This is a genomic window from Mesorhizobium sp. M7A.F.Ca.CA.002.15.2.1 (assembly GCF_003998715.1).
Classification (GTDB): Bacteria; Pseudomonadota; Alphaproteobacteria; order Rhizobiales; family Rhizobiaceae; genus Mesorhizobium; species Mesorhizobium ciceri.
Genome location: NZ_RZPI01000959.1, coordinates 1 through 1488 on the forward strand (window position 1 = coordinate 1; position 1488 = coordinate 1488).

The window sequence follows — 1488 nt, forward strand, 5'->3', positions numbered from 1 at the left end:
CCAGGCGGTTGCGCAACTGTTCGACGGCAAAAGCGAAAGGCCGGACGCGGTCTTCTGCGGCAACGACCAGATCGCGCGCGGCGTCATCGATGCTCTGCGCGAACGCGGCCTCGACGTCCCCAGGGATGTCGGCGTCATCGGTTTCGACAATTGGGAGATCGTGGCCGAGGCGACGCGCCCGCCGCTGACCTCTGTCGACATGAACCTGGTCGCGCTCGGGCGCGAGGCCGGGTTGACCCTGCTTTCGCTGGTCGGCGGCAAGCCCGCCGCGCCCGGCATTCGAAAACTGCCGTGCCGGCTGGTGGTGCGGCAGTCATGCGGCCATCCGCCGGGTGGCTGAAAACGAAGCGCCGCGCAATCGGCGCCAAGCCGCGGACCGCGGCCAACCTTGGAGGAGGAGAACATGAGGAACCTGATTGCCAAACTGGCCCTGGCCGCTGCCGTTCTGGGCGGCGGTCTCGGCACTGCCGCCGCCGAGACGGCCAACATATGGGTGCGCGCCGACGGTTCGAATTTCATGCCGAGGATCGTCGATGCCTACAACAAGGCGCACACCAACCAGGTCAAGCTCGATATCATCCCCAATGCCGAGATCATCCCCAAATACGGTGCCGCGGCCGCCGGCGGCACAGCGCCCGACGCGCTGTCGCTCGACCTGATCTACACGCCCTCCTTCGCCGCAGCCGGCCAATTGGAGGACATCACCGACTGGGCAAAGTCCCTGCCCTATTTTGCCAGCCTGTCGCCGGCGCATGTGAAGACCGGCACCTACAAAGACCACATTTACGGCCTGCCCTTCTCCGCCGACGCCTCGGTGCTGATCTGGAACAAGAAGCTGTTCAAGCAGGCCGGCCTCGATCCCGAAAAAGGTCCGGCCAACTGGGCCGAGATCGCGGCCGATGCCGAGAAGGTCAACGCGCTCGGCGGCAACATCAAGGGCTTCTACTTCTCCGGCAATTGCGGCGGCTGCAACATCTTCACCTTCACGCCCCTGATCTGGGCGTCTGGTGGCGACATCCTGAGCGAAGACGGCTCGAAGGCGACGCTGGACAGCCCGCAGCTGCGCGGCGCCATCGATCTCTACCGCTCGATGGTCAAGAAGGATCTGGTACCGGCAGGCGCACAGACCGACACCGGCGCCAATTTCTTTGCCGCCTTCGCCGCCGGCAATATCGGCATCTCGCCGTCCGGCGCCTTTGCCATCGGCGCGCTCAACACCCAGTATCCCGACATCGATTACGGCGTCACCTTCCTGCCGGGCAAGGACAGCGGCTGGTCGTCCTTTGCGGGCGGCGACAATTTCGTCGTCACCAAGGGCACCACGAAACTGCCCGTGGTGAAGGAGTTCCTCGACTTCGCCTATTCGCTCGAGGGCCAGACCATCCTTGCCAAATACGGAAGCCTGCCGGTGCGCGGCGACATCGCCAAGGACGCGTTGAAGGATCTCGATCCGCGCTACCAGATCGCCGCCGAAGCCATGGCCAAGGG

At 64.9% G+C, this 1488-nt stretch carries 2 protein-coding genes; both read left to right on the forward strand.

The window, feature by feature from the left end; genetic code table 11:
- A partial coding sequence (locus tag ENZ74_RS31520; protein WP_164761386.1) for a substrate-binding domain-containing protein occupies positions 1-340 on the forward strand: 340 nt, incomplete at its 5' end.
- A 63-nt stretch (positions 341-403) separates the two neighbouring features.
- Positions 404-1488: sugar ABC transporter substrate-binding protein (locus ENZ74_RS31525; protein WP_164761387.1), on the forward strand; the 1085-nt coding region annotated here is incomplete at its 3' end.